Origin of the sequence: Enterobacter sp. Y17, assembly GCF_019730495.1 — a bacterium.
Lineage (GTDB): Bacteria > Pseudomonadota > Gammaproteobacteria > Enterobacterales > Enterobacteriaceae > Enterobacter > Enterobacter asburiae_B.
In genome coordinates this window covers 2,147,582-2,172,401 of record NZ_JAASKP010000001.1, presented here as the reverse complement: position 1 = coordinate 2,172,401, position 24,820 = coordinate 2,147,582, and the positions used below count along the sequence as shown (strand labels likewise).

Below are 24,820 nucleotides of genomic sequence, written 5' to 3'. Positions count from 1 at the left end.
GCAGTGTTTTGCATGACGCGCAGTTATAGAAAAGGAACGCTGCTTGACCCGCATCGCAGTCCGGAGGAAGGAAACAATAAGAACAGCATGTGGGCGTTATTCATGATAAGAAATGTGAAAAAACAAAGACCTGTCAATCTGGATCTCAAAACGATCCGGTTCCCTGTAACAGCAATAGCGTCCATTCTGCACCGTGTTTCTGGTGTGATTACGTTTGTGGCGGTCGGTATTTTGCTGTGGTTACTGGGCACCAGCCTCTCTTCCCCTGAAGGATTCCTCCAGGCCTCCGCCATCATGAACAGCTTCTTCGTGAAATTCATCATGTGGGGCATTCTGACCGCGCTGGCGTACCACGTTGTCGTCGGTGTTCGCCATATGCTGATGGACTTTGGCTACCTGGAAGAGACTTTCGAAGCCGGGAAACGCTCCGCTAACATTTCATTTGTGATTACTGTCGTGCTTTCACTTCTCGCAGGAGTTCTCGTATGGTAAGCAACGCCTCCGCATTAGGACGCAACGGCGTACATGACTTCATTCTGGTCCGTGCTACCGCCATCGTTCTCACTCTTTACATCATCTATATGATCGGTTTCTTCGCGACCAGCGGCACGCTGACGTGGGAAATCTGGAGTGGGTTCTTCGGATCCGCCTTCACCAAAGTGTTCACCCTGCTGGCTCTGTTCTCCATCCTTATTCATGCCTGGATTGGCATGTGGCAGGTGTTGACCGATTACGTTAAACCGCTGGCGATTCGCCTCCCACTGCAGCTGGCCATTGTTGTTGCACTGGTGGTTTACGTTATTTATGGATTCGTTGTGGTGTGGGGTGTGTAATGAAACTGCCAGTCAGAGAATTTGATGCTGTTGTAATTGGTGCCGGTGGCGCAGGTATGCGTGCCGCACTGCAAATTTCCCAGAGCGGCCAGACCTGTGCGCTGCTCTCTAAAGTTTTCCCGACCCGTTCCCACACTGTGTCTGCGCAGGGCGGTATCACCGTTGCGCTGGGTAACTCCCATGAAGATAACTGGGAATGGCACATGTACGACACGGTAAAAGGTTCCGACTACATCGGCGACCAGGATGCCATCGAATATATGTGTAAAACCGGCCCGGAAGCGATTCTGGAGCTGGACCACATGGGTCTGCCGTTCTCCCGTCTGGAAAATGGCACCATCTATCAGCGTCCGTTTGGCGGCCAGTCGAAAAACTTCGGCGGCGAGCAGGCGGCACGTACCGCGGCGGCGGCTGACCGTACCGGTCACGCACTGCTGCACACCCTGTATCAGCAGAACCTGAAAAACCATACCACCATCTTCTCCGAGTGGTACGCGCTGGATCTGGTGAAAAACGCCGATGGCGCAATCGTCGGCTGTACCGCGCTGTGCATCGAAACCGGTGAAGTGGTTTACTTCAAAGCCCGCGCTACCGTGCTGGCTACCGGCGGCGCAGGCCGTATCTATCAGTCCACCACCAACGCCCACATCAATACCGGTGACGGCGTCGGTATGGCTATCCGCGCGGGCGTGCCGGTGCAGGATATGGAGATGTGGCAGTTCCACCCAACCGGTATCGCCGGTGCGGGCGTTCTGGTAACAGAAGGCTGCCGCGGTGAAGGTGGCTACCTGCTGAACAAGCACGGCGAGCGCTTCATGGAGCGTTATGCCCCGAATGCGAAAGACCTGGCGGGTCGTGACGTGGTGGCGCGTTCCATCATGATCGAAATCCGTGAAGGCCGCGGCTGTGACGGCCCGTGGGGTCCACACGCGAAGCTGAAGCTCGACCATCTGGGTAAAGAAGTTCTGGAGTCCCGTCTGCCGGGCATCCTAGAGCTGTCCCGCACCTTCGCACACGTCGACCCGGTGAAAGAGCCGATTCCGGTTATCCCAACCTGCCACTACATGATGGGCGGTATTCCGACCAAAGTGACCGGTCAGGCGCTGACCGTAAACGAGCAGGGCGAAGACGTGGTCATTCCTGGCCTGTTCGCGGTAGGCGAAATTGCCTGCGTATCCGTACACGGTGCAAACCGTCTGGGCGGCAACTCCCTGCTGGACCTGGTGGTGTTTGGTCGTGCAGTCGGTCTGCATCTGCAGGAATCCATTGCCGAGCAGGGCGCGCTGCGTGACGCGACCGACGACGAAATTGATGCCTCTCTTGAGCGCCTCAACCGCTGGAACGGTAACCGCAACGGCGAAGATCCGGTGGAAATCCGTAAAGCGCTGCAGGAATGCATGCAGCACAACTTCTCGGTGTTCCGCGAAGGCGACGCGATGGCCAAAGGTCTTGAGCAGCTGAAAGCTATCCGCGAGCGTCTGAAAAATGCCCGTCTGGACGACACCTCCAGCGAATTCAACACCCAGCGCGTTGAGTGCCTGGAGCTGGATAACCTGATGGAAACCGCGTTCGCGACGGCGATGTCGGCAAACTTCCGTACCGAAAGCCGTGGCGCGCATAGCCGCTTCGACTTCCCGGATCGTGATGACGAAAACTGGCTGTGCCATTCCCTGTATCTGCCAGAGTCGGAATCCATGACGCGTCGTAGCGTCAACATGGAACCGAAACTGCGTCCGGCGTTCCCGCCGAAGATTCGTACTTACTAATGCGGAGACAGGATAATGAAACTCGAATTCTCAGTTTATCGTTATAACCCGGATGTTGATGACGCTCCGCGTATGCAGGACTACACCCTGGAAGCGGAAGAAGGTCGCGACATGATGCTGCTGGATGCCTTAATCCAGCTGAAAGAAAAAGATCCTACGCTGTCGTTCCGCCGCTCCTGCCGTGAAGGGGTTTGTGGCTCTGACGGTGTGAACATGAACGGCAAAAATGGCCTGGCCTGCATCACGCCAATTTCAGCGCTGCAGCGTCCTGGTCAGAAAATTGTTATCCGTCCTCTGCCAGGCCTGCCGGTCGTGCGTGATTTGGTGGTAGACATGGGGCAATTCTATGCACAATATGAGAAGATTAAGCCTTACTTATTGAATAATGGGCAAAATCCACCCGCTCGCGAGCACTTACAGTCTCCTGAGCAGCGTGAAAAACTCGATGGGTTGTACGAGTGTATTCTCTGCGCATGCTGTTCAACGTCCTGCCCGTCGTTCTGGTGGAACCCGGACAAGTTTATCGGCCCGGCCGGTCTGCTGGCTGCCTATCGCTTCCTGATCGATAGCCGCGACACCGAAACCGACAGCCGTCTGGAAGGGCTGAGTGACGCTTTCAGCGTATTCCGCTGCCATAGCATCATGAACTGCGTCAGTGTGTGTCCGAAGGGGCTGAACCCGACGCGCGCCATCGGCCATATTAAGTCGATGCTGCTGCAGCGCAGTGCGTAAGTAGCGAGAGGGGAGCGCTGTTCCCCTCACCCTAACCCTCTCCCCAAGGGAGAGGGGACAGTTTGCAGAAACCTTTAAAAACTGCCCTGAAGTCTAGACAGTTTCTAAAGGTTCCTTCGCGGGCCACAAAGAGCTCGCAGGTGAACCCCGGCACGTACACATGGTGTGCGTGGTAGTTTCTACGGCGAAAGTAAGCATAAAAATGCTTAAGGGATCACGATGCAGAACGGCGCAATGAAAGCCTGGCTGGACTCTTCTTTCCTTTCTGGTGCGAACCAGAGCTGGATTGAACAGCTCTATGAAGACTTCTTAACCGATCCTGACTCAGTGGACGCAAACTGGCGTTCCATGTTCCAGCAGTTGCCTGGCACAGGGGTCAAACCGGATCAATTCCATTCCAAAACACGTGATTATTTCCGTCGTCTGGCGAAGGATGCCTCACGTTACTCTTCTGCGATTTCCGACCCTGACACTAATGCGAAGCAGGTTAAAGTCCTGCAGCTTATCAACGCTTATCGCTTCCGCGGTCACCAGCATGCGAATCTCGATCCGCTGGGACTGTGGCAGCAAGACCGTGTGGCCGATCTCGATCCGGCGTATCACGATCTGACCGAGGCCGATTTCCAGGAAAGCTTTAACGTAGGTTCCTTTGCCATCGGCAAAGACACGATGAAGCTGGGCGATCTGATTGACGCGCTCAAGCAAACCTACTGCGGCTCCATCGGCGCGGAATACATGCACATTACCTCTACCGAAGAGAAACGCTGGATCCAGCAGCGCATCGAATCCGTAGCGGGCCACGCGACCTTCTCGGCTGACGAGAAAAAACGCTTCCTGAACGAACTGACCGCAGCGGAAGGGCTTGAGCGCTATCTGGGCGCGAAATTCCCGGGCGCAAAACGCTTCTCGCTGGAAGGCGGCGACGCGCTGGTGCCGATGCTGAAAGAGCTGATTCGTCACGCAGGCAAGAGCGGCACCCGTGAAGTGGTACTGGGCATGGCGCACCGTGGTCGTCTGAACGTGCTGGTCAACGTGCTGGGTAAAAAACCGCAGGACCTGTTCGACGAATTCGCGGGCAAACATAAAGAACACCTTGGCACCGGCGACGTGAAGTACCACATGGGCTTCTCGTCGGATATCGAAACCGAAGGCGGTCTGGTTCACCTGGCGCTGGCGTTTAACCCGTCACACCTGGAAATCGTTAGCCCGGTGGTTATCGGTTCCGTGCGTGCGCGTCTGGATCGTCTGGACGAGCCGAGCAGCAATAAAGTGCTGCCAATTACCATCCACGGCGATGCGGCGGTAACAGGGCAGGGCGTGGTTCAGGAAACCCTGAACATGTCGAAAGCGCGTGGTTATGAAGTGGGCGGTACCGTTCGCATCGTGATCAACAACCAGGTGGGCTTCACCACCTCTAACCCGCTGGACGCGCGTTCTACCCCGTACTGCACCGACATCGGTAAGATGGTGCAGGCGCCAATCTTCCACGTTAACGCGGATGACCCGGAAGCCGTTGCTTTCGTTACCCGTCTGGCGCTGGACTTCCGTAATACCTTTAAACGCGATGTGTTCATTGACCTCTTCTGCTACCGCCGTCACGGCCACAACGAAGCGGACGAGCCAAGTGCAACCCAGCCGTTGATGTATCAGAAAATCAAAAAACACCCGACCCCGCGCAAAATCTATGCTGACAAGCTGGAGAGCGACAAAGTGACGACGCTGGAAGATGCGACCGAAATGGTCAACCTCTACCGCGACGCGCTGGATGCGGGTGAATGCGTGGTCAAAGAGCTGCGCCCGATGAACATGCACTCCTTTACCTGGTCGCCGTACCTCAACCACGAGTGGGATGAGAGCTACCCGAACAAGGTTGAGATGAAGCGCCTGCAGGAGCTGGCTAAACGCATCAGCACCGTACCGGACGCTATCGAGATGCAGTCTCGCGTGGCGAAAATTTACGCTGACCGTCAGTCCATGGCGGCAGGCGAGAAGCTGTTCGACTGGGGCGGCGCGGAAACGCTGGCTTACGCAACGCTGGTTGACGAAGGTATTCCTGTTCGTCTGTCCGGTGAAGATGCGGGCCGTGGGACCTTCTTCCACCGTCACGCGGTTGTTCACAACCAGTCCAACGGTTCAACCTACACCCCGCTGCAGCACGTGCACAACGGTCAGGGCCAGTTCAAGGTCTGGGACTCCGTGCTGTCTGAAGAAGCGGTTCTGGCCTTCGAATACGGTTATGCCACCGCTGAACCACGCACCCTGACCATCTGGGAAGCGCAGTTCGGTGACTTCGCCAACGGTGCGCAGGTGGTTATCGACCAGTTTATCTCCTCCGGCGAGCAGAAGTGGGGCCGCATGTGTGGCCTGGTAATGCTGCTGCCGCACGGTTATGAAGGTCAGGGTCCGGAGCACTCCTCCGCGCGTCTGGAACGTTATCTGCAGCTCTGCGCCGAGCAGAACATGCAGGTCTGCGTGCCGTCCACCCCGGCTCAGGTCTACCACATGCTGCGTCGTCAGGCGCTGCGCGGTATGCGCCGTCCGCTGGTGGTGATGTCGCCGAAATCCCTGCTGCGTCACCCGCTGGCGGTGTCGAGCCTGGAAGAACTGGCGAACGGAACCTTCCTGCCAGCCATCGGTGAAATTGACGAGCTGGATCCGCAGGGCGTGAAGCGCGTGGTGATGTGTTCTGGTAAGGTTTATTACGACCTGCTGGAACAGCGCCGCAAGAACGATCAGAAAGATGTCGCCATCGTGCGTATCGAACAGCTTTATCCGTTCCCGCATCAGGCGATGCAGGAAGTGCTGAAACAATATGCTCACGTACATGATTTTGTCTGGTGCCAGGAAGAGCCGCTCAACCAGGGCGCATGGTACTGCAGCCAGCATCATTTCCGTGAAGTGATTCCATTTGGGTCAGCCCTGCGTTATGCAGGTCGCCCGGCCTCCGCCTCTCCGGCGGTAGGGTATATGTCCGTTCACCAGAAGCAGCAACAAGATCTGGTCAATGACGCGCTGAACGTCGATTAATTAAAGGATACAAAATGAGTAGCGTAGATATTCTTGTTCCCGACCTGCCTGAATCCGTAGCAGATGCGACCGTCGCTACCTGGCACAAAAAACCAGGCGATGCCGTTAAGCGCGATGAAGTGCTGGTAGAAATCGAAACTGACAAAGTGGTACTGGAAGTACCGGCTTCGGCGGATGGCGTTCTGGACGCGGTGCTTGAAGATGAAGGTACCACCGTAACCTCTCGTCAGATCCTGGGTCGCCTGCGTGAAGGCAACAGCGCGGGCAAAGAGACCAGCGCGAAATCTGAAGAGAAAGCCTCTACGCCGGCTCAGCGCCAGCAGGCTTCTCTGGAAGAACAGTCTAACGACGCCCTCAGCCCGGCGATCCGTCGCCTGCTGGCTGAACACAGCCTTGACCCGGCAGCCATCAAAGGCACCGGTGTGGGCGGTCGTCTGACCCGCGAAGACATCGACAAACACCTTGCGAAAGCGCCAGCTCAGGCAGAAGCGAAAGCCCCTGCGGCAGCACCAGCAGCACAGCCTGCTCTGGGTGCCCGCAGCGAAAAACGCGTGCCAATGACTCGCCTGCGCAAGCGCGTGGCCGAGCGTCTGCTGGAAGCGAAAAACTCCACCGCGATGCTGACCACCTTCAACGAAGTGAACATGAAGCCAATCATGGACCTGCGCAAGCAGTACGGTGACGCGTTTGAAAAACGTCACGGTATCCGTCTGGGCTTTATGTCCTTCTACGTGAAGGCGGTAGTTGAAGCGCTGAAACGCTACCCGGAAGTGAACGCGTCTATCGATGGCGATGACGTGGTTTACCACAACTATTTCGACGTCAGCATGGCGGTTTCTACTCCACGCGGCCTGGTCACCCCGGTTCTGCGTGATGTGGATACCCTGGGTATGGCTGACATCGAGAAAAACATTAAAGAGCTGGCTGTAAAAGGCCGCGACGGCAAGCTGACCGTAGACGACCTGACCGGCGGTAACTTCACCATTACCAACGGCGGCGTATTCGGCTCGCTGATGTCTACCCCGATCATTAACCCGCCGCAGAGCGCGATCCTGGGTATGCATGCCATTAAAGATCGCCCTATGGCGGTAGACGGTAAAGTTGAGATCCTGCCGATGATGTACCTGGCGCTCTCGTACGATCACCGCCTGATCGACGGCCGCGAGTCCGTGGGCTTCCTGGTCGCGATTAAAGAGCTGCTGGAAGATCCAACCCGTCTGCTGCTGGACGTCTAGTTTTGCAGTCTTGCCCGGCGGCGTATGGCTGCCGGGCCAATAAAAGCACGACCTAACGATTACCTGAAGGATGGATAGAACACATGAACTTACATGAATATCAGGCCAAACAGCTGTTTGCCCGGTATGGCTTACCGGCTCCGGTGGGTTATGCCTGTACTACCCCGCGTGAAGCAGAAGAAGCCGCATCTAAAATCGGTTCCGGCCCTTGGGTAGTTAAGTGTCAGGTTCACGCTGGTGGCCGTGGTAAAGCGGGCGGTGTGAAGGTTGTTAAGAGCAAAGAAGAGATTCGTGCGTTTGCTGAACATTGGCTCGGCAAGCGTCTGGTAACGTACCAGACAGATGCGAACGGCCAGCCGGTTAACCAGATCCTGGTTGAAGCGGCGACCGACATCGCGAAAGAACTGTACCTGGGCGCGGTTGTTGACCGTAGCTCCCGTCGCGTGGTGTTCATGGCGTCTACCGAAGGCGGCGTGGAAATCGAAAAAGTGGCCGAAGAAACCCCGCACCTGATCCACAAAGTGGCAATCGATCCGCTGGCAGGCCCAATGCCTTACCAGGGTCGCGAGCTGGCGTTCAAACTGGGCCTGGAAGGCAAGCTTGTTCAGCAGTTCACCAAGATCTTCATGGGTCTGGCGAACATCTTCCTGGAGCGCGATTTGGCGCTGATCGAGATCAACCCGCTGGTGATCACCACCCAGGGCGACCTGATCTGCCTCGACGGCAAGCTGGGCGCTGACGGTAACGCGCTGTTCCGCCAGTCCGATCTGCGCGAAATGCGCGACCAGTCTCAGGAAGACCCACGTGAAGCGCAGGCTGCACAGTGGGAGCTGAACTACGTAGCGCTGGACGGCAACATCGGCTGCATGGTTAACGGTGCGGGCCTGGCAATGGGCACCATGGACATCGTTAAGCTGCACGGCGGTGAGCCAGCAAACTTCCTCGACGTAGGCGGTGGCGCAACCAAAGAGCGCGTAACCGAGGCGTTCAAAATCATCCTCTCTGACGACAACGTGAAGGCCGTTCTGGTTAACATCTTCGGCGGCATCGTTCGTTGCGACCTGATCGCCGACGGTATCATCGGTGCGGTAGAAGAAGTGGGCGTGAACGTTCCGGTGGTTGTGCGTCTGGAAGGTAACAACGCTGAACTCGGCGCGAAAAAACTGGCTGACAGCGGCCTGAATATTATTGCAGCGAAAAGTCTGACGGATGCAGCTCAGCAGGTTGTTGCCGCAGTGGAGGGGAAATAATGTCAGTTTTAATTAATAAAGATACCAAGGTTATCTGCCAGGGCTTCACCGGTAGCCAGGGGACTTTCCACTCCGAACAGGCGATTGCCTACGGCACGCAGATGGTTGGCGGCGTAACGCCAGGTAAAGGCGGCACCACGCATCTGGGCCTGCCGGTATTCAACACCGTGCGTGAAGCCGTTGAAGCGACGGGCGCAACCGCGACCGTGATCTACGTTCCGGCACCGTTCTGCAAAGACTCCATTCTGGAAGCGATCGACGCAGGCATCAAGCTGATCATCACCATCACTGAAGGCATCCCGACGCTGGATATGCTGACCGTGAAGGTGAAGCTGGATGAAGCAGGCGTGCGCATGATCGGCCCGAACTGCCCTGGCGTTATCACCCCGGGCGAATGCAAAATCGGCATCATGCCGGGCCACATTCACAAGCCGGGTAAAGTGGGTATCGTGTCCCGTTCTGGTACCCTGACCTATGAAGCTGTGAAGCAGACCACCGATTATGGCTTCGGCCAGTCCACCTGCGTGGGCATCGGCGGTGACCCGATCCCGGGCTCTAACTTCATCGACATCCTGAAGCTGTTCCAGGAAGATCCACAGACCGAAGCGATCGTGATGATCGGTGAGATCGGTGGTAGCGCGGAAGAAGAAGCCGCTGCTTACATCAAAGAACACGTGACCAAGCCAGTTGTCGGTTACATCGCGGGCGTGACCGCGCCGAAAGGCAAGCGTATGGGTCACGCAGGCGCGATCATCGCCGGTGGTAAGGGTACGGCTGATGAGAAATTCGCAGCGCTGGAAGCCGCAGGCGTGAAAACCGTTCGCAGCCTGGCGGATATCGGCGAAGCACTGAAATCCATCATTAAGTAAGTCCTCTCTGCTCCCCGAAAGGGGGGCGTTGAAGTATAAAAATGTCCGTTTCGACATGGTTGGCCGCTGTAAAGCGGCCTTTTTTATTGCCTGCCGGGCATCATGCAATAGTCACTAAATGGTGTTAATTAGAGAGGGGGATAAAAGTAAAATAATTGTTATTTATTTACCTTAAAGAGAGCGGATGGAAAAAAACGAAAAACGCACTAAAATTTATGTCCTGAATAAATTAGGCATTCGTGCTTCTGAGTTAATAAAAATCACTTCTGTTTATATTCATCAATCGACTTGATAACCTTAATTGTATTTTATATACATATCTTTAACATGGTTTTTACTATGTTCACTGCATCAAAACACATTTAACACAAAGGATTGTTTTTGATTTAAATCAATGTTTAATCCTTGGAAAAACCCATCAAAAGGCGGTAAATTGTCCCCGATCAAAATGGCCGAAAAGTGGTAATTTTGCTATAAATTGATCGCCGTCGAAAAACGTAAATGTGATTCAATAAAAACCTGTTTATTGTAAGGGTTTTGCAGCGTATTATATTTGCGGGATCAATTTGAGTTTTTTATTAACGTATTTGTAACCTCACGTCATCGTTTTTATCCTCCTTCAGGGTAATAACGACGACAAGGATGCGAATAATTTGTATTGGGGCATGCGTGTGGATCTCTCTCTGACGGGGTTCACTCTCGGAGTCTTCATGCGATGAGCAAGGAGTCATGATGTTAGATATAGTCGAACTGTCGCGCTTACAGTTTGCCTTGACCGCGATGTACCACTTCCTGTTTGTGCCACTGACGCTCGGTATGGCGTTCCTGCTGGCCATTATGGAAACGGTATACGTTCTCTCCGGCAAACAGATTTATAAAGATATGACCAAGTTCTGGGGCAAGTTATTTGGTATCAACTTCGCGCTGGGCGTGGCAACCGGTTTGACCATGGAGTTCCAGTTCGGGACTAACTGGTCTTACTATTCCCACTATGTAGGGGATATCTTCGGTGCGCCGCTGGCCATTGAAGGTCTGATGGCATTCTTCCTCGAATCCACCTTTGTAGGTCTGTTCTTCTTCGGCTGGGACCGTCTGGGTAAAGTCCAGCATATGGCGGTGACCTGGCTGGTGGCATTAGGTTCGAACCTGTCCGCGCTGTGGATTCTGGTGGCGAACGGCTGGATGCAGAACCCTATCGCGTCTGATTTCAACTTCGAAACCATGCGTATGGAGATGGTCAGCTTTGCCGAGCTGGTCCTGAACCCGGTTGCGCAGGTTAAATTCGTTCACACCGTCGCTTCTGGCTATGTGTGCGGCGCGATGTTTGTACTGGGCATCAGTTCTTACTACATGCTGCGCGGTCGTGACTTCGCGTTTGCTAAGCGCTCCTTTGCTATCGCTGCAAGCTTCGGTATGGCTGCAATCCTCTCTGTTATCGTTCTGGGTGATGAATCCGGTTACGAAATGGGTGACGTGCAGAAAACCAAACTGGCCGCCATCGAAGCCGAATGGGAAACCCAACCGGCGCCTGCTGCCTTTACGCTGTTCGGTATTCCGGATCAGGACGCGCAGGAAAACCGCTTCGCCATTCAGATCCCTTATGCGCTGGGTATCATCGCCACCCGTTCTGTTGATAAGCAGGTGACCGGTCTGAAAGAGCTGATGGTTCAGCACGAAGAGCGTATCCGTAACGGTATGAAAGCCTACTCGCTGCTGGAACAGCTGCGTGCCGGTTCTACCGACCAGGCCGTTCGCGACCAGTTCAACAACGTGAAGAAAGATCTGGGTTACGGTTTGCTGCTGAAGCGTTATACCCCGAACGTTTCTGATGCGACAGAAGCGCAGATCCAGATGGCAACCAAAGACTCGATTCCACGCGTTGCGCCACTGTACTTCGCATTCCGTATCATGGTGGGCTGCGGCATCATCATGCTGCTGATCATTGCGGCGTCCTTCTGGTCCGTGATTCGTAACCGCATCGGCGAGAAAAAATGGCTGCTGCGCACCGCGCTGTACGGTATTCCACTGCCGTGGATCGCGATCGAATCCGGCTGGTTTGTTGCGGAGTACGGCCGTCAGCCATGGGCGATTGGTGAGGTACTGCCAACGGCGGTAGCGAACTCGTCCCTGACAGCGGGCGACCTGATCTTCTCCATGCTGCTGATTTGTGGTCTGTACACCCTGTTCCTGGTGGCTGAACTGTTCCTGATGTTCAAGTTCGCGCGCCTTGGCCCAAGCAGCCTGAAAACCGGTCGCTATCACTACGAGCAGTCCACTGCGACTACTCAGCCGGCACGCTAAGACAGGAGTCATCAAATGATCGATTATGAAGTATTGCGTTTTATCTGGTGGCTGCTGGTTGGCGTTCTGCTGATCGGTTTTGCCGTCACGGATGGTTTCGACATGGGGGTGGGGATGCTCACCCGTTTCCTCGGTCGTAATGACACCGAGCGTCGAATCATGATCAACTCCATCGCCCCTCACTGGGACGGTAACCAGGTGTGGCTGATCACCGCTGGCGGCGCGCTGTTCGCTGCCTGGCCGATGGTCTACGCGGCTGCGTTCTCCGGCTTCTACGTGGCGATGATTCTGGTGCTGGCCTCTTTATTCTTCCGTCCGGTTGGTTTCGACTACCGTTCCAAGATTGAAGACACCCGCTGGCGCAACATGTGGGACTGGGGCATCTTCATCGGTAGCTTCGTTCCACCGCTGGTGATCGGCGTGGCGTTCGGTAACCTGTTGCAGGGCGTACCGTTCCACCTGGACGAATACATGCGTCTTTACTACACCGGTAACTTCTTCCAGCTGCTGAATCCGTTTGGCCTGCTGGCCGGCGTGGTGAGCGTGGCGATGATCATCACTCAGGGCGCAACCTATCTGCAGATGCGTACGGTTGGTGAACTGCACCTGCGTTCGCGCGCGACGGCTCAGGTCGCTGCGCTGGTGACGCTGGTCTGCTTCGCACTGGCCGGTGTGTGGGTGGTGTACGGGATTGATGGTTATGTGGTGACCTCTGCAATTAACCACTCGGCACCGTCTAACCCGCTGACCAAAGAAGTGGCGCGTCAGGCTGGCGCTTGGCTGGTGAACTTCAATAACACCCCTGCGCTGTGGGCGATCCCGGCTCTGGGCGTATTGCTGCCGCTGCTGACCGTGTTGACGTCTCGTCTGGAGAAAGGCGCGCTGGCGTTCGTGTTCTCTTCGCTGACCCTGGCGTGCATCATCCTGACGGCGGGTATTGCGATGTTCCCATTCGTCATGCCATCCAGCACCATGCTGAATGCTAGCCTGACCATGTGGGACGCAACGTCCAGCCAGCTGACGCTGAACCTGATGACGTATGTTGCTTGCGTGTTCGTACCGATTATCCTGCTCTACACCACCTGGTGTTACTGGAAAATGTTCGGTCGCATCACTAAAGAACATATCGAAAGCAACACCCACTCTATGTACTAAGTAAGGAGCTGAATATGTGGTATTTCGCATGGATTTTAGGGACGCTTCTTGCCTGTGCATTTGGTGTCATCACTGCCCTGGCGCTTGAGCACGTCGAAGCGACCAAAGCGGGTGAAGAAAAACACTGATGAATATTATCGCGACGCTTTACGCGGTAATGGACAAGCGCCCGTTACGGGCGCTTTCTTTAGTGATGGCATTACTGCTGGCAGGTTGTATCTTCTGGGACCCTTCGCGCTTTGCAGCGAAAACCAGCGAGCTTGAAATCTGGCACGGCTTTCTCATTATGTGGGCGGTCTGTGCAGGTGTGATCCACGGCGTCGGCTTTCGTCCGAAAGCCATTCACTGGCAGGGAATTTTTTGCCCGCTGATTGCCGATCTGGTGCTTCTCGCCGGTTTGATTTTCTTCTTCTTCTGAATAAGAAATGTCCGTTAACGTTATGGGCTTACCCGAGCCCATAAAAATTTACTCTCCGTTTACTTTCTCCCATTCCCAACCCTCTTTCCCGCGCGTATAGTAGCGAAGTTTAAAAGCATTAACTTTTGTTGCATTACCGGGATGTAAAGTGAATACAACGCTGTTTCGATGGCCGGTTCGTGTCTATTACGAAGATACCGATGCCGGTGGTGTGGTTTACCACGCCAGCTACGTTGCTTTTTATGAACGGGCACGCACAGAGATGCTGCGCCATCATCACTTTAGTCAACAGGTGCTGTTGGCTGAGCGAGTTGCCTTCGTGGTACGCAAGATGACGCTTGAGTATTTTGCGCCTGCCAGACTCGACGATATGCTCGAAGTCCAAACTGAAATTACATCAATGCGCGGGACCTCACTGGTTTTCACGCAGCGGATAGTCAACGCAGAGAATACCGTACTGAACTCAGCTGAAGTGCTGATTGTTTGTGTTGATCCAACCATAATGAAGCCTCGTGCGCTTCCTAAGTCTATTGTCGCGGAGTTTAAGCAGTGACTGACATGAATATCCTTGATTTGTTCCTGAAGGCAAGCCTTCTGGTTAAACTTATCATGTTGATTTTGATTGGTTTTTCAATCGCATCCTGGGCCATCATCATCCAGAGAACGCGTATCCTCAATGCCGCTGGCCGTGAAGCTGAAGCGTTTGAAGATAAGTTCTGGTCGGGTATTGAGCTTTCTCGTCTGTATCAGGAAAGCCAGGGACGCCGTGAAAACCTTACAGGCTCCGAGCAAATTTTTTATAGCGGTTTCAAAGAGTTTGCTCGTCTGCATCGTGCAAACAATCATGCGCCGGAAGCGGTTGTAGAAGGTGCCTCGCGTGCGATGCGTATCTCTATGAACCGTGAGCTGGAAAATCTCGAAACGCATATTCCATTCCTCGGCACTGTCGGTTCCATCAGCCCGTATATCGGCCTGTTTGGTACCGTGTGGGGGATCATGCACGCCTTTATCGCGCTGGGCGCGGTGAAGCAGGCGACGTTGCAGATGGTTGCACCGGGTATCGCTGAAGCACTGATTGCGACCGCTATCGGTCTGTTTGCGGCAATTCCTGCGGTTATGGCTTACAACCGTCTGAACCAGCGCGTGAACAAACTGGAACTGAACTACGACAACTTTATGGAAGAGTTCACTGCGATTCTGCACCGTCAGGCGTTTACCAGCACCGAGAGCAACAAGGGGTAAACCATGGCCAGATCGCGTGGACGAGGTCGTCGCGAGCTCAAGTCCGAAATCAATATCGTTCCACTGCTGGACGTCCTGCTGGTACTGCTGCTGATCTTCATGGCGACAGCGCCAATCATTACTCAGAGCGTGGAAGTGGATCTGCCGGATGCGACAGAATCACAGGCGGTGAGCACCAATGACGATCCTCCGGTTATCATTGAGGTTTCCGGCGTAGGGCAATACAGCGTCGTGGTAGAGAAAGATCGTATGGATCAGCTGCCGCCTGAGCAGGTTATTGCTGAAGCGCAGCGTCGTCTGGAGTCAAATCCGAAAACGGTCTTCTTAATCGGTGGCGCGAAAGACGTACCCTACGATGAAATTATTAAAGCGCTGAACTTGCTACATAGTGCGGGTGTTAAGTCAGTTGGCTTAATGACCCAACCTATTTGATCATCCGCGTAGTTTTTGGGAACCGATAGTGTCAAAGGCAACCGAACAGAACGACAAGCTTAAGCGAGCGATAATCGTCTCCGCAGTGCTGCACGTGATTCTCTTTTCAGCGCTGATCTGGAGTTCGTTCGACGAGCATATTGATGCATCAGCCGGCGGCGGTGGAGGGTCTTCCATTGACGCCGTGATGGTGGATCCCGGTGCGGTAGTACAGAACTATAATCGCGAACAGCAGCAGAAGGCGAGTGCCAAACGGGCTGAAGAGCAGCGTGAAAAACAGTCGCAACAGCAGGCGGAAGAACTGCGTGAAAAGCAGGCCGCAGAGCAGGAGCGTCTGAAGCAGCTTGAGAAAGAGCGTTTGCAGGCGCAGGAAGCTGCGAAAGAGCAGGCGGAACAGCAGAAGCAAGCCGAAGAGGCCGCGAAGAAAGCACAGGAACAGCAAAAGCAGGCGGAAGAGGCGGCAGCAAAAGCCGCAGCGGACGCGAAAGCACAGGCTGATGCCCAGGCAAAATTAGCGGCAGAAGCGGCGAAGAAAGCCGCTGCTGATGCTCAGAAGAAAGCTGAAGCGGAAGCGGCGAAGAAAGCCGCTGCCGATGCTCAGAAGAAAGCTGAAGCGGAAGCCGCGAAGAAAGCCGCTGCTGATGCTCAGAAGAAAGCCGAAGCGGAAGCCGCGAAAAAAGCCGCTCAGGAAGCAGAGAAGAAAGCTGCTGCCGAGGCCGCGAAGAAAGCGGCTGCTGCTGAGAAAGCGGCTGCAGAAAAAGCTGCCGCCGCTGAAAAAGCCGCTGCCGATAAAAAAGCTGCAGCTGAGAAGGCCGCTGCCGATAAAAAAGCTGCATCTGAGAAGGCCGCTGCCGATAAGAAAGCTGCTGCTGATAAAGCGGCAGCCAAAAAGGCCGCTGCTGCTGAAAAAGCTGCTGCTGCCGCAGGGGTTGACGATCTGCTGGGCGATTTGAGCTCCGGTAAGAATGCGCCGAAAACGGGCGGTGGGGCGAAAGGAAACAACGCAGCGCCGACGGGAAGTGGTAACACTAAGAGTAACGGTGCGACAGGGGCTGAAATCAACGGTTATGCCGCGCAGATTAAATCCGCTATTGAAAGCCGATTCTATGATGCGTCTTCCTATACCGGTAAAACGTGTACGTTGCGTATAAAACTGGCTCCGGACGGCATGCTGCTGGATATTAAGTCTGAAGGTGGCGACCCGGCTTTATGTACTGCGGCCCTGGCTGCAGCGCGTCAGGCGAAGATGCCTAAACCGCCGTCTCAGGCAGTTTACGAAGTCTTCAAAAATGCGCCGCTGGACTTCAAACCTTAAGTTACATTTTCCCCGTGCAAACGGGGAAAAATAGACCAGGTTTAGTCACAGGGTTCTGGTAGTTTTGTCTATTTGAGTTTGTTAACATTCTGCTAAATTATCGTGGGTAAGGTTACCCGGATAAGGGAGATATGATGAAGCAGGCATTACGTGTAGCATTTAGTTTTTTAATGCTGTGGGCAGCAGTACTGCACGCAGAAGTACGTATCGAGATCACCCAGGGGGTGGACTCGGCACGCCCAATCGGTGTTGTTCCGTTCCAGTGGGCCGGTCCTGGCGCTGCACCTGAAGATGCCGGTGGCATCGTGGCGGCTGACCTGCGTAACAGCGGTAAATTCAACCCGTTAGATCGTTCTCGTCTGCCGCAGCAGCCGGGCAGCGCGCAGGAAGTACAGCCTGCAGCATGGTCTGCACTGGGTATTGATGCCGTGGTTGTGGGTCAGGTTACGCCTAACCCGGACGGCTCTTACAACGTGGCCTGGCAGCTGGTGGATACCGGCGGTGCACCGGGTACCGTTCTGGCACAGAACTCTTACAAGGTTACGAAGCAGTACCTGCGCTACGCGGCACACGCTGCCAGCGATGCGGTATTTGAAAAACTGACCGGCATTAAAGGGGCGTTCCGTACCCGTATTGCTTATGTGGTGCAGACCAACGGTGGTCAGTTCCCGTATGAGCTGCGCGTATCTGACTACGACGGCTACAACCAGTTCCTGGTGAAACGTTCTTCACAGCCGCTGATGTCTCCAGCCTGGTCTCCGGACGGTTCTAAACTGGCCTATGTAACCTTCGAAAGTGGCCGTTCAGCGCTGGTTATCCAGACGCTGGCAAACGGTGCTGTTCGTCAGGTGGCGTCTTTCCCACGTCACAACGGTGCGCCTTCCTTCTCTCCGGACGGGTCTAAACTGGCGTTTGCGCTGTCAAAAACCGGTAGCCTGAACCTGTACGTGATGGACATTGGCTCTGGCCAGATCCGTCAGGTGACCGACGGTCGCAGCAACAACACTGAACCTTCATGGTTCCCGGATAGTCAAAACCTGGCGTTTACTTCTGACCAGGCTGGCCGTCCACAAATCTATAAAGTCAACATCAACGGCGGTGCTCCGCAGCGTATTACCTGGGAAGGTTCGCAGAACCAGAACTCAGACGTGAGCAGCGACGGTAAATTTATGGTAATGGTGAGCTCCAACGGTGGGCAGCAGCACATTGCCAAACAGGATCTGGTAGCGGGTGGCGTTCAAGTTCTGTCGTCAACGTTCCTGGATGAAACGCCAAGTCTGGCACCTAACGGCACGATGGTAATCTACAGCTCTTCTCAGGGGATGGGATCTGTGCTGAATCTGGTTTCTACAGATGGGCGTTTCAAAGCGCGTATTCCGGCAACTGATGGACAGGTAAAATCACCTGCCTGGTCGCCGTATCTGTAAATAATAATTAATTGATTACTAAAGGAATCATAGAAATGCAACTGAACAAAGTGCTGAAGGGGCTGATGATCGCTCTGCCTGTAATGGCAATCGCAGCGTGTTCTTCTAACAAGAACGCCAGCAATGACCAGAGCGGCGAAGGCATGATGGGTGCCGGCACCGGTATGGACGCGAACGGCAATGGCAACATGTCTTCTGAAGAGCAGGCGCGTCTTCAGATGCAGCAGCTGCAGCAGAACAACATCGTTTACTTCGATCTGGATAAATACGACATCCGTTCTGACTTCGCTGCGATGCTGGATGCTCACGCTAACTTCCTGCGTAGCAACCCATCTTACAAAGTCACCGTAGAAGGTCACGCGGACGAACGTGGTACTCCAGAGTACAACATCTCCCTGGGTGAACGTCGTGCTAACGCTGTTAAAATGTACCTGCAGGGTAAAGGCGTTTCTGCTGACCAGATCTCCATCGTTTCTTACGGTAAAGAAAAACCTGCAGTACTGGGTCACGACGAAGCGGCTTACTCCAAAAACCGTCGTGCCGTACTGGTTTACTAAGAGAATTGCATGAGCAGTAACTTCAGACATCATCTGTTGAGTCTGTCGTTACTGGTTGGAATAGCGGCCCCCTGGGCCGCTTTTGCTCAGGCACCAATCAGTAGTGTCGGCTCAGGCTCGGTAGAAGACCGGGTCACTCAACTCGAGCGTATTTCTAACGCTCACAGCCAGCTTTTAACCCAACTCCAGCAACAACTTTCTGATAACCAAAACGATATTGACTCTCTCCGCGGCCAGATTCAGGAAAGCCAGTATCAGTTGAACCAGGTTGTGGAACGTCAGAAGCAGATTTTGCTGCAGATAGATAGCCTGAGCAGCGGTGGTGCAGCAGCACAAGCACAGCCAGCCGCGGGCGATCAGACCGGTGCGGCGACATCAGCTCCGGCTGCGGATGCTTCTGCTGCAACAGGTGCGCCTGTACAGAGCGGTGACGCGAATACGGACTACAACGCGGCCATTGCCCTGGTGCAGGATCAATCTCGTCAGGATGACGCGCTTGCTGCGTTTCAGAACTTTGTTAAGAAATACCCTGATTCCACTTATCAGCCAAATGCGAATTACTGGCTCGGTCAGCTGAATTACAACAAGGGTAAAAAGGACGATGCGGCGTTTTATTTTGCCTCAGTGGTGAAAAATTACCCGAAATCGCCAAAAGCGCCTGATGCGATGTATAAAGTGGGCGTCATCATGCAGGACAAAGGCGACACTGCGAAAGCCAAAGCGGTTTATCAGCAGGTGGTCTCTAAATTCCCGGGTACCGAAGGTGCTAAGCAGGCGCAAAAACGTCTGAATTCGATGGGATGATTATCGCATGACCAGAAATCGCGTTATTTCTGGTCGTGCAGCATGATTCGTAAGCAGTTAAGTGATCTTCATCGAAATTTTTGTTGCGCTGAATTCTTAAATCAGTAATATATGCCGCCGTTGCCACGGGATATCAAACAACGTGAAAACAGCGTAAAAGTGGGTCGTTAGCTCAGTTGGTAGAGCAGTTGACTTTTAATCAATTGGTCGCAGGTTCGAATCCTGCACGACCCACCACTTAACGCACACCAGCAGTACAGAGTGGGTGATTAGCTCAGTTGGTAGAGCATCTCCTTTACACGGAGGGGGTCGGCGGTTCGAGCCCGTCATCACCCACCACTCGGGTCGTTAGCTCAGTTGGTAGAGCAGTTGACTTTTAATCAATTGGTCGCAGGTTCGAATCCTGCACGACCCACCAATTTTATTGGTTCCGAGTGATAATTCAGGCAACACCCAAAAGGGTCGTTAGCTCAGTTGGTAGAGCAGTTGACTTTTAATCAATTGGTCGCAGGTTCGAATCCTGCACGACCCACCAGCCTGAATAAATTTGAAGTACATCCCGCAAGGGGTCGTTAGCTCAGTTGGTAGAGCAGTTGACTTTTAATCAATTGGTCGCAGGTTCGAATCCTGCACGACCCACCAGTGTAGAAAGGCGCCCTAAAGGCGCCTTTTTGCTATCTGCCGTCTGTGCAGGTCGGGCAAGGCGAAGCCGCTGACCGACAAATGCTATCCGCACCTATTTCCGGTGACTTTTCCTCTCATATTCGCTATCTTGTTTAGTATACAAAACACAATTGCCACGCGTTTTGCTATGTCATGCAAAAGAAAGGCAATATTGTTAAGCCCGTAAAACGAGAAGCCATAATGAGTGTGATGTTTGATCCTGAAGCCGCAATCTATCCGTTTCCGCCAAAGCCTGTCCCGCTGAGCCAGGACGAAAAGCAATTCTACCGTGAGAAGATCAAACGTCTTCTCAAAGAACGAGATGCGGTGATGGTGGCTCATTACTACACCGACCCGGAAATTCAGCAACTGGCGGAAGAGACCGGGGGCTGTATTTCTGACTCACTGGAGATGGCACGCTTCGGTGCAAAACATCCTGCTTCCACGCTGCTGGTTGCTGGCGTGCGTTTTATGGGCGAAACGGCAAAGATCCTGAGCCCTGAAAAAACCATTCTGATGCCGACGCTTAATGCGGAGTGTTCACTGGATCTCGGCTGCCCGATTGACGAATTCACGGCCTTCTGTGACGCCTACCCTGACCGGACCGTGGTGGTTTACGCCAACACCTCTGCGGCGGTAAAAGCGCGGGCAGACTGGGTTGTCACCTCCAGCATCGCCGTTGAGCTGATTGAACATCTGGATAGCCTTGGCGAGAAAATTATCTGGGCGCCTGACCGCCATCTTGGAAATTATGTCCAGAAGCAGACGGGGGCTGACGTTCTCTGCTGGCAGGGTGCCTGCATTGTGCACGACGAATTCAAAACCCAGGCGCTGGCGCGCATGAAGGCACTTTATCCTGACGCCGCGATTCTTGTTCACCCTGAATCACCGCAGTCGATTGTCGACATGGCGGACGCCGTGGGCTCAACCAGCCAGCTTATCAACGCGGCCAGAACGCTGCCTAACAGGCAGCTCATCGTGGCGACCGATCGCGGTATCTTCTACAAGATGCAGCAGGCCGTGCCGGAGAAAGAGCTCCTTGAAGCGCCAACGGCGGGCGAGGGCGCAACGTGTCGCAGCTGTGCGCATTGTCCGTGGATGGCGATGAATGGCCTGAAGGCCATTGCCGAAGGGCTCGAGACGGGCGGTGCAGCACATGAAATCCATGTGGATGCCGCCCTGCGTGAAGGTGCGTTAATTCCGCTTAACCGCATGCTGGATTTTGCAGCTACACTACGTACTTAATTCAAAACGCCCCGGGGAAAAGATGGATTTTTTTAGCACGCAGAACATTCTGGTTCATATACCGATTGGTGCAGGTGGCTATGACCTGTCATGGATTGAGGCCATTGGCACGCTGGCGGGATTACTCTGTATCTGGCTGGCAAGCCTGGAGAAGATCAGCAACTACGCGTTCGGGCTGATTAACGTTACGCTGTTTGCGATTATCTTCTTCCAGATCCAGCTGTACGCCAGCCTGCTTTTGCAGCTGTTCTTCTTCGCCGCCAATATTTACGGCTGGTACGCGTGGTCGCGTCAGAACAGCCAGCAGGAGGCAGAACTGCAGATCCGCTGGCTTCCATTGCCGAAAGCCATCGCCTGGTTTGTCGCCTGCGTGGTCGCCATTGGCTTAATGACCGTCTATATCAACCCGGTGTTTGCGTTCCTGACCCGCGTTGCCGTTTCGGTCATGTCCGGTTTCGGCCTGAACGTGACGATGCCCGAGCTCCAGCCGGATGCCTTCCCGTTCTGGGATTCCTGCATGATGGTGCTGTCGATTGCGGCGATGATCCTGATGACCCGTAAATACGTTGAGAACTGGCTGCTGTGGGTCATCATCAACGTGATCAGCGTGGCGATCTTCGCCCTGCAGGGCGTCTATGCGATGTCGCTGGAATATCTGCTGCTGACCTTCATTGCGCTGAACGGCAGCCGGATGTGGATTAAGAGCGCGCGTGAGCGAGGCTCTCACGCGCTTTCCAGCTAGTGGTGATGCTGATGTGAATGTCCGGACTGCGCCTCGTTAAGGTGGCAGTCCGGCCCGTTACAGGGCTGATACTCCATCTGGATGGTGGCGTGGCCAATTTCGTAGTGATGTTCAAGAAAATGCTGGATGCGTTCAAGCAGCGCATCGTGGTCGTGAGGCGGGATCACCTGGACGTGCAGCGTCATGACCGGTTTTTCCCCCACCAGCCAGACGTGCACGTGATGAACATTGCGGACTTCCGGGACTGAACGGCGCAGGTTGCGCTTCAGCTCGTCAATATCCATCGATGCCGGTGCCCCTTCAAGCAGTTCATTCACGCTCTCCTTCAGTAGCCGCCAGGCGCTGCGCAAGACCAGACACGACACCAGCACGGACAGAATCGGATCGACAGGCGTCCAGCCGGTGTAGAGGATCACCAGCGCGGCGACAATCGCCCCGACTGAGCCGAGCAAATCACCCAGAACATGCAGAGCCGCAGCGCGCACGTTGAGGTTCTTTTCCCCGCTGCCGCGGTGCAAAATCCAGAAGGCGAGGATATTCGCCAGCAGCCCCGCCACGGCAATCACCATCATTGTCGCCCCGGCGATCGGCTGCGGGTGTCTGAAGCGCTGTACGGCCTCCCAGACGATAAGAACGGTAATGACCACCAGCGCAATAGCGTTAACAAACGCGGCGAGGGTTGTCAGCCTCAGCCAGCCGAAGGTATGGCGCGCATTGGGAGGACGACGCGCAAACTGCACCGCCAGCAGGGCGAAGAGCAGCGCTGCGGCATCGGTCAGCATGTGTCCGGCATCAGCCAGTAGCGCCAGAGAGCCGGAAATCAGGCCGCCAATGACCTCGATAACCATAAACGTTGCCGTGACGCCAAAGGCCAGCATCAGTCGTTTAGCGTTGTCGTTGCCGGGAGAGGGTGAGTGGGAATGGGAGTGCGCCATGTCTGCTTTCCTGATGTGTTATTGTTTTTAGTGTAGCGTTTTTAATAGGTTACTCCAAAAAGAAAGGAGAGCCAGAGCTCTCCTTTTTCTTACCGAACATCCCCATTACTGGGTGGTGCCATCGGTTTTGGTATTCGCGTCGTTTCCTACTTTGTCATTAGGGTCAGGGCATTTGCCGTCCTTGCACATTGAGTTCTTATGAACCTCGTCCGAACTCATATTGTCATGATTCATGGTGCCGGAACCGCTGCCGTTGGGATGCAGCATGGTGCCTCCGGTGTTAGTGTTGCCGGTATTGATCTGGCTGTTGTCGACATTATTCGGGGCGATATTCTGTTTCGCATCAGGTGCGGGCTGGCCTGCTGCCGCAGCGGCATTCGCATCACCGTTGCTGTCTGATGTGCCCGTTTCCGCTGCCAGGACGCTGCCGCTTGCCAGAGTGAGTGTGGCGGTCAGGAAGAGGGTTGCCAGTTTTGTCATTTTCATCATGGTGCTCCTGTTCTTGTCGTTACGCTGGATAACATTCTCCAACAGTGCATCTTTTTCTGAGGCGAAAGATTCCGCCTTACGGACTTACGTCAGTAGGGAATCGCGTTTAAGCGTGTAAAATTGGTTGTTACAGTTAAAAAGCTTAGGTTAGATCTCGTTTTTCGCTATTTTGTGGCGATTTTTAGGCGAATTCCAGGAATTATCTGCGTGAAGTGTAAAACCGTGTTTACACTTCCTGGTCGACAAGATAGATTGAAAGGATTGCTTTCATTACTAAAGATATGGCAGAGCTGGAAAGAAAATGAATTATCAGAACGACGATTTACGCATTAAAGAGATCAACGAGTTATTACCTCCTGTAGCGCTCCTTGAGAAATTCCCCGCCACTGAAAATGCCGCAAACACGGTTTCTCATGCTCGTAAAGCGATCCATAAGATCCTGAAAGGTAATGACGATCGTCTTCTGGTGGTGATTGGCCCGTGCTCCATTCACGATCCTGCAGCTGCGAAAGAGTACGCTGCCCGTCTGCTCACCCTCCGTGAAGAGCTGAAGGACGAGCTGGAAATCGTGATGCGCGTCTATTTTGAGAAACCGCGCACCACCGTGGGCTGGAAAGGACTGATTAACGATCCGCATATGGATAACAGCTTCCAGATCAACGACGGTCTGCGCATTGCGCGCAAGCTGCTGCTGGAGATCAACGACAGCGGCCTGCCTGCGGCCGGTGAATTCCTCGACATGATTACGCCACAATATCTGGCAGACCTGATGAGCTGGGGCGCAATTGGTGCCCGCACAACCGAATCTCAGGTTCACCGCGAGCTGGCGTCCGGTCTTTCTTGCCCGGTGGGTTTCAAAAACGGCACTGACGGCACCATTAAGGTGGCTATCGACGCCATCAACGCAGCGGGTGCGCCGCACTGCTTCCTGTCCGTGACCAAATGGGGCCATTCCGCCATCGTTAACACCAGCGGTAACGGTGACTGCCATATCATTCTGCGCGGCGGCAAAGAGCCGAACTACAGCGCGAAACACGTGGCAGAAGTGAAGGTCGGGCTGGAAAAAGCCGGGCTGCCACCGCAGGTGATGATCGATTTCAGCCATGCTAACTCCAGCAAGCAGTTTAAAAAGCAGATGGAAGTGGGTGCAGACGTCTGCCAGCAGATTGCCGGCGGTGAGAAGGCGGTGATTGGGGTAATGATCGAAAGCCATCTGGTTGAAGGTAACCAGAACCTGGAAGGCAGCGAGCCGCTGGTGTATGGCAAAAGCGTCACCGATGCCTGCATTGGCTGGGACGATACCGATACCATCCTGCGTCAGCTGGCGAATGCGGTAAAAGCGCGCCGCGGCTGAATTCTCAGGCACAAATAAAAAAGCGCGGA

At 54.3% G+C, this 24,820-nt stretch carries 24 protein-coding genes and 5 tRNA genes; 27 read left to right on the top strand and 2 right to left on the bottom strand.

What is annotated here, in order from left to right:
• Positions 1–87 precede the first annotated feature (87 nt).
• From sdhC to pnuC, 26 genes are all read left to right on the top strand, one after another.
• The gene (sdhC, locus tag HCH49_RS10260) at positions 88–492 is read left to right on the top strand and encodes a succinate dehydrogenase cytochrome b556 subunit (protein ID WP_020684965.1); all 405 of its coding nucleotides are present in this window, start codon (positions 88–90) and stop codon (positions 490–492) included.
• The gene (gene sdhD / locus HCH49_RS10255) at positions 486–833 is read left to right on the top strand and encodes a succinate dehydrogenase membrane anchor subunit (protein WP_008501088.1); all 348 of its coding nucleotides are present in this window, start codon (positions 486–488) and stop codon (positions 831–833) included. Before sdhC ends, sdhD begins: the two co-directional genes overlap by 7 nt.
• A complete protein-coding gene (sdhA, locus tag HCH49_RS10250) occupies positions 833–2,599 on the top strand; it encodes a succinate dehydrogenase flavoprotein subunit (protein ID WP_023310789.1) in 1,767 nt (588 codons plus the stop codon). The genes sdhD and sdhA overlap by 1 nt, the downstream gene beginning before the upstream one ends.
• A 15-nt stretch (positions 2,600–2,614) precedes the next feature.
• Positions 2,615–3,331 (top strand): succinate dehydrogenase iron-sulfur subunit SdhB, encoded by a 717-nt coding sequence (gene sdhB / locus HCH49_RS10245; protein WP_008501090.1) that lies wholly within the window; start codon positions 2,615–2,617, stop codon positions 3,329–3,331.
• 219 nt (positions 3,332–3,550) lie between these two features.
• Complete coding sequence (gene sucA, locus HCH49_RS10240) at positions 3,551–6,358, top strand: 2-oxoglutarate dehydrogenase E1 component (protein ID WP_033144953.1); 2,808 nt, start codon at positions 3,551–3,553, stop codon at positions 6,356–6,358.
• 14 nt (positions 6,359–6,372) lie between these two features.
• A complete protein-coding gene (gene odhB / locus HCH49_RS10235) occupies positions 6,373–7,593 on the top strand; it encodes a 2-oxoglutarate dehydrogenase complex dihydrolipoyllysine-residue succinyltransferase (protein WP_221702630.1) in 1,221 nt (406 codons plus the stop codon).
• Between the two features lie 83 nt (positions 7,594–7,676).
• Complete coding sequence (sucC, locus tag HCH49_RS10230; protein ID WP_023310791.1) at positions 7,677–8,843, top strand: ADP-forming succinate--CoA ligase subunit beta; 1,167 nt, start codon at positions 7,677–7,679, stop codon at positions 8,841–8,843.
• Positions 8,843–9,712, top strand: coding sequence for a succinate--CoA ligase subunit alpha (gene sucD / locus HCH49_RS10225; protein ID WP_008501094.1), 870 nt, complete (start codon positions 8,843–8,845; stop codon positions 9,710–9,712). The genes sucC and sucD overlap by 1 nt, the downstream gene beginning before the upstream one ends.
• A gap of 732 nt (positions 9,713–10,444) precedes the next feature.
• On the top strand, positions 10,445–12,013 hold the full coding sequence (gene cydA / locus HCH49_RS10220) for a cytochrome ubiquinol oxidase subunit I (RefSeq protein ID WP_023310795.1): 1,569 nt from the start codon (positions 10,445–10,447) through the stop codon (positions 12,011–12,013).
• A 15-nt stretch (positions 12,014–12,028) separates the two neighbouring features.
• Entirely contained in the window at positions 12,029–13,168 is a 1,140-nt protein-coding gene (gene cydB / locus HCH49_RS10215) for a cytochrome d ubiquinol oxidase subunit II (RefSeq protein WP_047061368.1), read from the top strand.
• Positions 13,169–13,182: 14 nt separating this feature from the next.
• Positions 13,183–13,296, top strand: a complete 114-nt coding sequence (gene cydX, locus HCH49_RS10210; RefSeq protein WP_003858598.1) for a cytochrome bd-I oxidase subunit CydX — start codon at positions 13,183–13,185, stop codon at positions 13,294–13,296.
• Entirely contained in the window at positions 13,296–13,586 is a 291-nt protein-coding gene (ybgE, locus tag HCH49_RS10205) for a cyd operon protein YbgE (protein WP_014831116.1), read from the top strand. The genes cydX and ybgE overlap by 1 nt, the downstream gene beginning before the upstream one ends.
• Before the next feature lie 148 nt (positions 13,587–13,734).
• A complete protein-coding gene (gene ybgC / locus HCH49_RS10200; protein ID WP_003858593.1) occupies positions 13,735–14,139 on the top strand; it encodes a tol-pal system-associated acyl-CoA thioesterase in 405 nt (134 codons plus the stop codon).
• Positions 14,136–14,828, top strand: coding sequence for a Tol-Pal system protein TolQ (gene tolQ / locus HCH49_RS10195; protein WP_008501101.1), 693 nt, complete (start codon positions 14,136–14,138; stop codon positions 14,826–14,828). Before ybgC ends, tolQ begins: the two co-directional genes overlap by 4 nt.
• A 3-nt stretch (positions 14,829–14,831) precedes the next feature.
• A complete protein-coding gene (gene tolR / locus HCH49_RS10190) occupies positions 14,832–15,260 on the top strand; it encodes a colicin uptake protein TolR (protein ID WP_003858589.1) in 429 nt (142 codons plus the stop codon).
• Between the two features lie 28 nt (positions 15,261–15,288).
• Positions 15,289–16,575, top strand: coding sequence for a cell envelope integrity protein TolA (gene tolA, locus HCH49_RS10185; RefSeq protein WP_221702629.1), 1,287 nt, complete (start codon positions 15,289–15,291; stop codon positions 16,573–16,575).
• 134 nt (positions 16,576–16,709) lie between these two features.
• Positions 16,710–18,002 (top strand): Tol-Pal system beta propeller repeat protein TolB, encoded by a 1,293-nt coding sequence (gene tolB / locus HCH49_RS10180; protein WP_008501103.1) that lies wholly within the window; start codon positions 16,710–16,712, stop codon positions 18,000–18,002.
• 35 nt (positions 18,003–18,037) lie between these two features.
• Positions 18,038–18,559, top strand: coding sequence for a peptidoglycan-associated lipoprotein Pal (gene pal, locus HCH49_RS10175; RefSeq protein ID WP_003858578.1), 522 nt, complete (start codon positions 18,038–18,040; stop codon positions 18,557–18,559).
• Between the two features lie 9 nt (positions 18,560–18,568).
• On the top strand, positions 18,569–19,363 hold the full coding sequence (gene cpoB, locus HCH49_RS10170) for a cell division protein CpoB (RefSeq protein ID WP_048976319.1): 795 nt from the start codon (positions 18,569–18,571) through the stop codon (positions 19,361–19,363).
• Between the two features lie 161 nt (positions 19,364–19,524).
• Positions 19,525–19,600: transfer RNA gene (locus HCH49_RS10165), tRNA-Lys, on the top strand.
• Positions 19,601–19,626: 26 nt separating this feature from the next.
• Positions 19,627–19,702, top strand: a tRNA-Val gene (locus HCH49_RS10160).
• Between the two features lie 3 nt (positions 19,703–19,705).
• Positions 19,706–19,781 (top strand) — tRNA-Lys (locus HCH49_RS10155).
• A 41-nt stretch (positions 19,782–19,822) separates the two neighbouring features.
• Positions 19,823–19,898, top strand: a tRNA-Lys gene (locus tag HCH49_RS10150).
• Between the two features lie 31 nt (positions 19,899–19,929).
• Positions 19,930–20,005 (top strand) — tRNA-Lys (locus HCH49_RS10145).
• A gap of 222 nt (positions 20,006–20,227) precedes the next feature.
• Entirely contained in the window at positions 20,228–21,271 is a 1,044-nt protein-coding gene (gene nadA, locus HCH49_RS10140) for a quinolinate synthase NadA (RefSeq protein ID WP_069303829.1), read from the top strand.
• Between the two features lie 22 nt (positions 21,272–21,293).
• The gene (pnuC, locus tag HCH49_RS10135; RefSeq protein ID WP_094934374.1) at positions 21,294–22,013 is read left to right on the top strand and encodes a nicotinamide riboside transporter PnuC; all 720 of its coding nucleotides are present in this window, start codon (positions 21,294–21,296) and stop codon (positions 22,011–22,013) included.
• Here the strand turns inward: pnuC and zitB are convergent.
• Both zitB and HCH49_RS10125 read right to left on the bottom strand, forming a co-directional pair.
• A complete protein-coding gene (zitB, locus tag HCH49_RS10130; protein ID WP_058841708.1) occupies positions 22,010–22,948 on the bottom strand; it encodes a CDF family zinc transporter ZitB in 939 nt (312 codons plus the stop codon). The genes pnuC and zitB overlap by 4 nt on opposite strands.
• A 105-nt stretch (positions 22,949–23,053) precedes the next feature.
• On the bottom strand, positions 23,054–23,434 hold the full coding sequence (locus HCH49_RS10125; protein WP_032661161.1) for a protein YbgS: 381 nt from the start codon (positions 23,432–23,434) through the stop codon (positions 23,054–23,056).
• Positions 23,435–23,738: 304 nt separating this feature from the next.
• Between HCH49_RS10125 and aroG the strand changes: the two genes are divergently transcribed.
• Entirely contained in the window at positions 23,739–24,791 is a 1,053-nt protein-coding gene (gene aroG / locus HCH49_RS10120) for a 3-deoxy-7-phosphoheptulonate synthase AroG (RefSeq protein WP_024908788.1), read from the top strand.
• Positions 24,792–24,820: the final 29 nt, after the last annotated feature.